General features: G+C 56.4%; 5 protein-coding genes and 2 pseudogenes. All 7 read left to right on the top strand.

What is annotated here, in order from left to right:
- Positions 1-59: 59 nt before the first annotated feature.
- Positions 60-179 (top strand): annotated as a pseudogene (locus JUK32_RS22270) (IS1 family transposase); the annotation flags it as partial.
- A 126-nt stretch (positions 180-305) separates the two neighbouring features.
- Positions 306-1,058 (top strand): annotated as a pseudogene (locus tag JUK32_RS22265) (IS1 family transposase).
- Between the two features lie 151 nt (positions 1,059-1,209).
- The gene (locus JUK32_RS22260) at positions 1,210-2,265 is read left to right on the top strand and encodes an ABC transporter substrate-binding protein (RefSeq protein WP_204141070.1); all 1,056 of its coding nucleotides are present in this window, start codon (positions 1,210-1,212) and stop codon (positions 2,263-2,265) included.
- A gap of 121 nt (positions 2,266-2,386) precedes the next feature.
- Positions 2,387-3,256: an ABC transporter permease gene (locus JUK32_RS22255; RefSeq protein WP_204141069.1), complete on the top strand. Its 870-nt coding sequence runs from the start codon at positions 2,387-2,389 to the stop codon at positions 3,254-3,256.
- Complete coding sequence (locus JUK32_RS22250) at positions 3,253-4,056, top strand: ABC transporter permease (RefSeq protein WP_204141068.1); 804 nt, start codon at positions 3,253-3,255, stop codon at positions 4,054-4,056. The genes JUK32_RS22255 and JUK32_RS22250 overlap by 4 nt, the downstream gene beginning before the upstream one ends.
- A gap of 105 nt (positions 4,057-4,161) precedes the next feature.
- Positions 4,162-5,286: an ABC transporter ATP-binding protein gene (locus tag JUK32_RS22245; RefSeq protein WP_204141067.1), complete on the top strand. Its 1,125-nt coding sequence runs from the start codon at positions 4,162-4,164 to the stop codon at positions 5,284-5,286.
- Between the two features lie 399 nt (positions 5,287-5,685).
- On the top strand, positions 5,686-7,809 hold the full coding sequence (locus tag JUK32_RS22240; RefSeq protein WP_204141066.1) for a CHAT domain-containing protein: 2,124 nt from the start codon (positions 5,686-5,688) through the stop codon (positions 7,807-7,809).
- Positions 7,810-7,953 lie beyond the last annotated feature (144 nt).

The following is a 7,953-nucleotide window of genomic DNA, read 5'->3' as shown; positions in this document are numbered from 1 at the left end:
CTGTAAACCTGGAATCAGATTGAGATTGATTCAAGTTTATGTCCTCTCCATAGCCCACTTGTCCAGCGTGTCACTCCTCGCACGTCGTCAGAAATGACAGCATCCACAACGGCAAGCAAAGTCACAAATGTAAAAATTGCGGACGCCAGTTTGTGCAAGACCCGCAAAACAAAATCGGTAGTGGATTAACGTAAAGGGTAGTGGATTAACGTAAAGGGTAGTGGATTAACGTAAAGGATAGAGAAAAATAAGGTATCGCCGTCGCATTTCTAGATTCTAAGGGAGTAGAATCCATGCCAATCGCGATGACCCGTCCAACCTGTGGGGCTCACGACATCTCCAAAAACGGCACTACCCGGCGCGGTAAGCAAAACTACAAGTGCCGAGACTGCAACCGCCAATGCGTCGAGGCTCCCCAGTGGCAGCCGAAAGACAAGGACACTCGGTCTTTAGTCGAGCTGCTCCTGTTAGAGAAGATTCCCTTAGCCGGTATCGCCAGGGCCACCCACGTCTCTGATAGTTGGCTACAAGGCGATGCCAACGCTTGTTATGAAGCCGTGCCAAAAGCGGCAGCGGTCCTCCCCAAGGCCCAAGGCCAGCTGAAGGTGCAGATGGATGAACTCTGGTCATTTGTCGATCACAAAGGCAACCAGCAGTGGGTCTGGCTGGCCATTGATGCCGATACCCGAGAAATCATCGGTTGCCACATCGGTGACCGCTCTAGGAAATCGGCGATGGCCTGATGGCAGTCCATCCCCGCGGTATACCGACAGTGTGCCAAAGTCTACACCGATTACTGGGAGGCCTACGTCAACGTCATTCCAAGCAAACGGCATGGGGCTGTTGGTCAAGATAGCGGCTTGACCAACTACATCGAACGACTGAACAACACCCTGAAGCAGCGGATTTCTCGGTGGGTGAGGAAGACGCTGTCCTTTTCCAAGAAGCTAGAGAATCACATCGGGGCGATCTGGATGTTCATTCATGACTACCATCGCCAAGTCAGAGAGCAGCTGGCAGAACGGGATGAGTCCATCTTTTCCTCTGTCCTTTACTAAAATCCACTACCCAAAATGATACGGTAGCGCTCCGACGCCGGGAGAACTGCGGCGAACTGTGACCGAGTGTTTCTGGTGTTGTCAAAAACAATTTCAGAGGAGAGGGCTGAACTATAGTGAGGGCTTGATGATTAGTCGGATGTAGAAATCTATGTGGCATCGTGTGGCGATCGCAGTTTTGCTGAGCTGCTTGAGTTTCTGTTCAATGGGCTGGCTAGCTGCCCCCGCCCAGGCAGCCGGGTGTACGTTAACGGCGATCGTGTGGGAAGGCTACACCGATCCCTCGTTCACCCAGACCTTTGAAGAACAAACGGGCTGTACTGTCAAAGCGACCTATGCCGGGTCAAGCGACGAAATGTTTGCCAAGTTTCGGGCGGGGGGTGGCCGCAATTACGACCTAATTTCCGCGTCGGGCGACATTACCGAGCGGCTCTACCAAGCCGGACTGGTGCGCCCCATCGATGCCAGCCAGCTGGACAATTACAGCGCCGTGTTCGATTCCTTTCAAAACGGTCGGTGGAACACCTTTGACGGTCAACCCTACGGCGTCACCTTTGCCTGGGGGCCCAACGTGCTGATCTACAACCCCGAAGCGGTCAGCCCGCCACCGGCTAGCTGGGATGTGCTGTTTGACCCGGAGTATGCCGGAAAAATCACCCTGCCCGACAACCCCATGACCATTGCCGATGTGGCGCTGTGGCTGGGTAAGCCTGACCCCTACGACCTCACCAGTGAAGATTTGGCCGAGGTGAAGGCCAAGCTGCTAGAGCTGCGCCCGCAGATTCGTAAGTTCTGGGCGACGGCAGGAGAATTGGCGAACCTATTCCAGTCGGGCGAAGTGGTGCTGGCCCACGCCTGGCCACTGACCTATCAGCAGTTGGATGAGGCGGGCTTTCCCGTCGGTTCCGTGAGTCCGAAAGGGAAGCTGACGGGCTGGACGGATTCCTGGATGATTGCCCAGCGATCGCCCAACGCCGACGTCGCCTACGAATGGATTGACTATATCTTGAGCGGCCCGGGCCAAAAAGGGGTGATTGAAGCGACGGGTTACTCGGGGGCGACGGAGTTGGGTACCGCCGAGATCGGGGCAGAACGTGCCAAGGAACTTTTTATGGATGATCTGTCGCTGCATGCCCAAATCAATATGTGGCAAAGCGTCAAAAACTACGATGAGTGGGTGCAGCTCTGGAACGAAATTCGGAGCTAGAGCTCGAAAAGCGTAACCAGCCGTAGGGTGCATTAGGCATAGCCGTAATGCACCGCTGCACCAGCATCAAAGACAATGGCCGTAGCGCCTGGGTGAGCACGCAACTGTGAATACTGAAACGATGTCTGTTGCTAGGATGCGGCGGCGTCCGGGATTACAGCTGGGGCTGTACGGGACGCTGCTGCCGCCGCTGGTGTGGATGACGCTGCTGTACTTTGTGCCGATCGCCCTCCTCCTCATCTACAGCTTTTGGCGGCTAGAGTCGTTTGAGATTGTGCAGACCTTTAGCCTCGACAACTTCAAGACTATCGCCAGCAATGCCGCCTACCGTCGGGTATTAGTGCGGACGGTAGCGATCGCCCTGGGGGTGACAGTGATCGATGCGGCGATCGCCCTACCGCTGGGTTATTTCATCACTCGCCACGGAGGCCGCTATCGGCAACTGCTGACGTTACTAGTGATTTTGCCGCTGTGGTCGAGCTATCTGGTGCGGGTCTTTGCCTGGAAAATCATTCTCGGCTACAACGGTGTCATCAATACGGTGCTATTGTCGCTGGGGATTTTGACAACCCCCAGTCAAGCCTTCTTGTACAACAGCTTTGCCGTCACCCTCACCTTTGTTCACGTCTGGTTGCCCTTCATGATTTTGCCCGTGATCACCGCCTTTGAGCAGTTGCCCACCTCCCTGCTAGAAGCCTCGGCCGATCTCAATGCCCGCCCCTGGACGACCTTTCGCCGCATCATCCTGCCACTTGTGATGCCGGGGGTGTTGGCGGGTTCCATCAACGTGTTTGCGCTGACAATGGGCGACTTCATCACGCCGAGTTTGGTGGGGGGAGCCAGCGATATCATGCTGGGCAACGTCATCGCGTCGCAGTTTGGCGTTTCTTACAACTGGCCGTTGGGCGCGGCGTTTGCCCTGGTGGTGATGGCGATTGTGTTTTCGGGGCTGGCGATCGTGCTCCGCCGAGGAGCGCTAGAAACCCTATGACCCCTGCTGTGCGTCCGCGTCAGCCCCCTCGTCCCTGGCTGCTGGGAAGTATTGCCGTGCTGATTTATGGCTTTCTCAACGCCCCGATCGCTGTGCTTGTGATCATGAGCTTCAACGACTCGGCCATTCTGTCGCTGCCCTTTCGTGGCGTCACCCTGGACTGGTACTGGACGACCTTTGGCGATACCGCGATTCAGGCATCGCTGCTCAATTCCCTTAAGGTGGCGGCGGCGGCAACCCTGGGGGCAACGACGCTGGGATTATTGGCGGCCTTTGCGGTCTACCGCTACTCGTTTTTCGGCAAAACCAGCTTTCGCATCGCGCTCAACCTGCCGATTCTGCTACCGGGCATCGTGACCGGGGTAGCGATGCTGGCCTATTTCTCCCAGTTGGGTTTGGGGCTGTCGCTGGGGACGGTGATGGTTGGCCATGTCATATTTGGCCTGCCCGTGGCCTTTGGCCCCATTTTGGCGCGACTCTCCCAGTTTCCTCGCAGCCTGGAAGAAGCCGCCTATGATTTAGGCGCTCGTCCAGGGCAGGTTTATCGCGGCGTGATTTTTCCGTACATTCGCTCAGCGGTCATCGCCGGGGCACTGCTGGCCTTTACCCTATCCTTTGATGAGGTGGTGGTAACGCTGTTTCTCACCGGACGGGAGAACACGCTGCCGATGGAAATCTGGAGCCGTTTGCGCACGGACATCACGCCCGAAATTGCCGCTGTCGCCACGCTGGTGCTGGCAGCCAGCACCCTTTTGGTGTTGATGAGTCAGTGGATTGCCCACACCGACGAGGTTGTATAGATGAGCAGCTAGCGATCGCGCCACCCCTACCATCTCACCGGACAGTGTGTTAAAGCGCTTCCTCACCGCCATCGACAGCTAATCTCATTGATATTCCCCTTATTTATGAAAGAGTCGCTGAGTCAAAACAGTGCTATTTACCTGGATGCCGTTACCAAGGTTTATCCCACGGCAAAGGGTGACTTTTACGCAGTGCGCGAGGTGTCGCTGGATGTGCAACCGGGCGAATTTTATTCCCTGCTGGGGTCCAGTGGTTCTGGCAAAACGACCACCCTGCGCCTGATCGGTGGTTTTGAGATACCGGAGTATGGTGAGGTCTACATCGGGGGCGAGGTCGTCACCGAGTCGCGCCCGTTCCAGCGCAATGTCCACACCGTATTTCAGGACTACGCCCTGTTTCCACACCTGACGGTGGCCGAAAATGTGGCCTACCCGCTGACGGTGGCGGGGGTGAATCGCAGTGACATCGCCCCGCGTCTGCAAGAGGCGCTGAAGCTGGTGCAAATTCCTGACTTGGGCGATCGCCGTCCCTCGCAACTTTCCGGGGGGCAACGGCAACGGGTCGCCCTGGCACGGGCGTTGATCAACCGTCCGCAGGTGTTGCTGCTGGATGAGCCGCTCTCAGCGCTGGATGCCCAGATTCGGGAGGCGGTGCGGCAAGAGCTGCGGCAACTCCAGCGGCAAACGGGCATTACCTTTGTCTACGTCACCCACGATCAAGAAGAAGCGCTGGCGCTCAGCGATCGCATTGCCGTTATGCACTCAGGGCGAGTCGAACAGGTCGGCCCGCCCTCGGAGATTTACGAAAATCCGGCATCGCTCTTTGTGGCGCAGTTCATCGGTCAGGCCAATTTTTTGACGGGGGCAGTGGTGGCAGCGGCAGGAGCCGCCACTCCCACCGTTACGGTAGCGGTCAATGGGAGGCTCATACAGGCGATCGCGCTTAATCATGATGTTCCGGTTGTCGGGGCAACTGCCACGCTCATGATCCGCCCGGAGCGCATCAGCCTCAGCGCCTCCCCAGCGGATAACCAAGTCGGGGGCAAAATAGTCGATGTCACCTACATCGGTCAGCGGGTCGAATCCCTCATCGACACTCCAGTGGGACTGATGAAGGTCGTGCAGCTTTGCCGCAGCCCCGCCATTGGCGAGTCAGTGACGTTAGGGTGGCAGCGCGATCGCTGCATCTTACTACCTGGTTTCGCCGATCCAACGCTCTCCCCGAAGTGAAAAAGCGCTAGTGATGAATCTGGAGATCGCAAAATAACCGATCTACCCAGATCTACTCAATCCCATCCATCGTCTGCTGTTCAGGCGTCAGTGGCGGCCCAAAACTGGCTGACCCGCTTGGTAAACGCGGCGATCGCGGCTCTCGCCCCTGACAGTGAGCCGAAAATTTCCTACCCCCCCCGGCCCGGTGGCACAGGGCGCTGAAAAATCGACGATCCGGACTCAGGACAGAGCTTTATTTGGCCTGAAACTAGCGCGGCTGTGATGCCTTTCAATCGCTCGAAATCCCATTTTGTTGACAGCGGCGATGATGTCTAAATTTTTGCTGACGGCAAAGAGCGTTATGGCACCGGTCGGTTGACATTAATTCGCTGATCCATCTTCACGTAAGGGCTGGTCTTGAGCACCCTAACCGATCTGGCCAACGTCGTCAGCGATCAGCCCGACACCCTCACCAAAGTGACTCTTTTGCGGCAACTGGGCGATAGCCTTCGCGCCACCGGCAACTTAGAACAAGCCGAAGCGCAACTGCAAGCCAGCCTCAGCATTGCCGAAAAGTTGCAAGACAACGCCCTGATGGCCGCCAGCAACCTCAGCTTAGGCAACCTGGAACAGGGCAAATTTAATGTTGCGTTTGAAGACCGCCGCTTCGACGAAGCCAACAACCATATTCGGCAAGCGCTGAACTATTACCAACAGGTGGCGCGGCTCGACACTGGCGAACTTGGGATTCAAGCCAATCTCAACTTTATGCGGCTGTTAGTGAGTCCCAGCCTGCCCCAGTGGGATTTAGCTCTGAAACGGCTGTATCCAGATCTCAAAGAGTTTCTGCCAGATTTGCCGCCTGGTCGTTCCACGGTCCTTGCCTATATTGGTCTGGCCAAAAATCTAATTTTGCTGCGAGAAAATAATGCTCCTAACGCGCCCGATTGGCGGGAAATTGCGACCTTACTAGCCCCCGCCCAAACCCAGGCCCAAGCCTTGGGAGACGCTCGCAGTCAGTCATTGGTGTTAGGCACCCTCGGACATATCTATGAACTGGCCCAGCAGTGGCCCGCCGCCGAAGATCTGTCTCGCCAAGCCCTGGTCTTATCTCAAAAAGTTCAGGCTGATGACCTGCGCTATCAATGGGAATGGCAACTCGGGCGGATTCTCAAAGCGGAAGGCCAAGAGCAAGGGGCGATCGCCGCCTATACCCGCGCCTTTGAAACCCTGAAAATCATTCGCAGTGATCTCGTCACCGCCAACCCCGATGTCCAGTTCTCCTTTCGCGAAAGCGTCGAGCCGATTTATCGAGAGTTGGTGCAACTCTTGGTTGAGCCAGTTCCCGAAGTTACTGAACTGGCTCAGCTCAAAACCAACCAGGTAAATGACTCCTCCAGCGAGCACCAAGCTCGCCTGCGCCAAGCCCGCGACGTCATGGAGGCGCTGCAAGTTGCAGAATTGGAAAACTTCTTTCAAGCCGCCTGCATTGACAATACCGTCAGTCTTGACGAGGTGGTGAATAAAGAAGACACCACCGCCGCCGTGCTCTATGCCATTTTGCTAGACGATCGCCTAGAAGTGGTCATGAAATTACCCCGGCGCTCTGACCTGATTCACTATTCAGCCCCCGCCTCCCGCGAAACCGTCAATAATTTGCTGGCCGATTACCGTGGGCAGCTCACGCGGGGTAACAACGTCAAGGACAACGGTAAAACCCTCTATGATTGGCTGCTACGCCCCGCCGCCGAGCAAGGACTGCTGTCAACCGACGAGATCAAAACGCTGATTTTTGTCCTCGACGGCAACTTGCGCCTCATTCCCATGACGACGCTGCACGACGATGACGACTTCTTGGTCAGAAAGTATGCCATCTCCCTCGTGCTCGGTTTGGAAGTCCGCGACCCCGAAATCCTGCCCCCCCGCGAACAGGTGCAGGTCTTAGCCGCCTCGCTCGAACCCCCCCCGCCCGAAGAGGCTGCATTTTATGACGTGTTGCCAGGAGTCACCGAAGAAATCGGCATCATTGCGGAGAGTGACATGGTCGTCACCGTCCTGCAAGATGATGCCTTTACCCGCCAAGCCCTGACGAGTGAACTCCAAACCACAGACTTTAATGTCGTTCATCTGGCGACCCACGGACAGTTCGGCAGCGATCGCCAAAACACCTACATCCTGTCCGCCGATGGCCGCCTCAATATTGATACCCTGGGGCAGATTTTCAAAAGTCGTCGTCAAGCCGATACACAGCTCGAAATGCTAATTCTCAGTGCCTGCAAAACCGCCACGGGGGATAGTCGAGAAGTGCTCGGCATTGCTGGTGCCATGGTGCAATCGGGTGCCCGCAGTGCGATCGCCACCCTCTGGAGCGTCGATGACAACGCCAGCGTCCTGTTTACCAAAACCCTCTATGCCGAACTCGCTAAACCTGAGGTCAGCCGCGCCGAAGCCCTCCGACGCGCTCAAGTGGCTTTGCTAGATCGCTATCCGGGCCGCCCCCGCTTTTGGGCTCCCTACGTCTTGGTCGGCAGCTGGCGGTAGCACCCTGATTATGATGCCCTCTTATACATCACAATCAAGCCATCCATCTCAGCGCTTGGATAACCCTTTGATCTTGACTCAAGAAAGTGGACAGGTAGTTTAAGCGGCCTTCAAACCCTCTAGAGAGAGCCAATAGTTATCTTC

Origin of the sequence: Halomicronema sp. CCY15110, from assembly GCF_016888165.1 — a bacterium.
In the GTDB taxonomy this organism is placed as follows: Bacteria; Cyanobacteriota; Cyanobacteriia; order Phormidesmidales; family Phormidesmidaceae; genus Halomicronema.
This window is presented reverse-complemented; position numbering and strand designations above follow the sequence as displayed.

Excerpts from the sequence above, each read along its gene's own strand:
- JUK32_RS22260 (WP_204141070.1), top strand. The coding sequence starts at position 1,210 with ATGTGGCATCGTGTGGCGATCGCAGTTTTGCTGAGCTGCTTGAGTTTC.
- JUK32_RS22255 (WP_204141069.1), top strand. The coding sequence starts at position 2,387 with ATGTCTGTTGCTAGGATGCGGCGGCGTCCGGGATTACAGCTGGGGCTG.
- JUK32_RS22250 (WP_204141068.1), top strand. The coding sequence starts at position 3,253 with ATGACCCCTGCTGTGCGTCCGCGTCAGCCCCCTCGTCCCTGGCTGCTG.
- JUK32_RS22245 (WP_204141067.1), top strand. The coding sequence starts at position 4,162 with ATGAAAGAGTCGCTGAGTCAAAACAGTGCTATTTACCTGGATGCCGTT.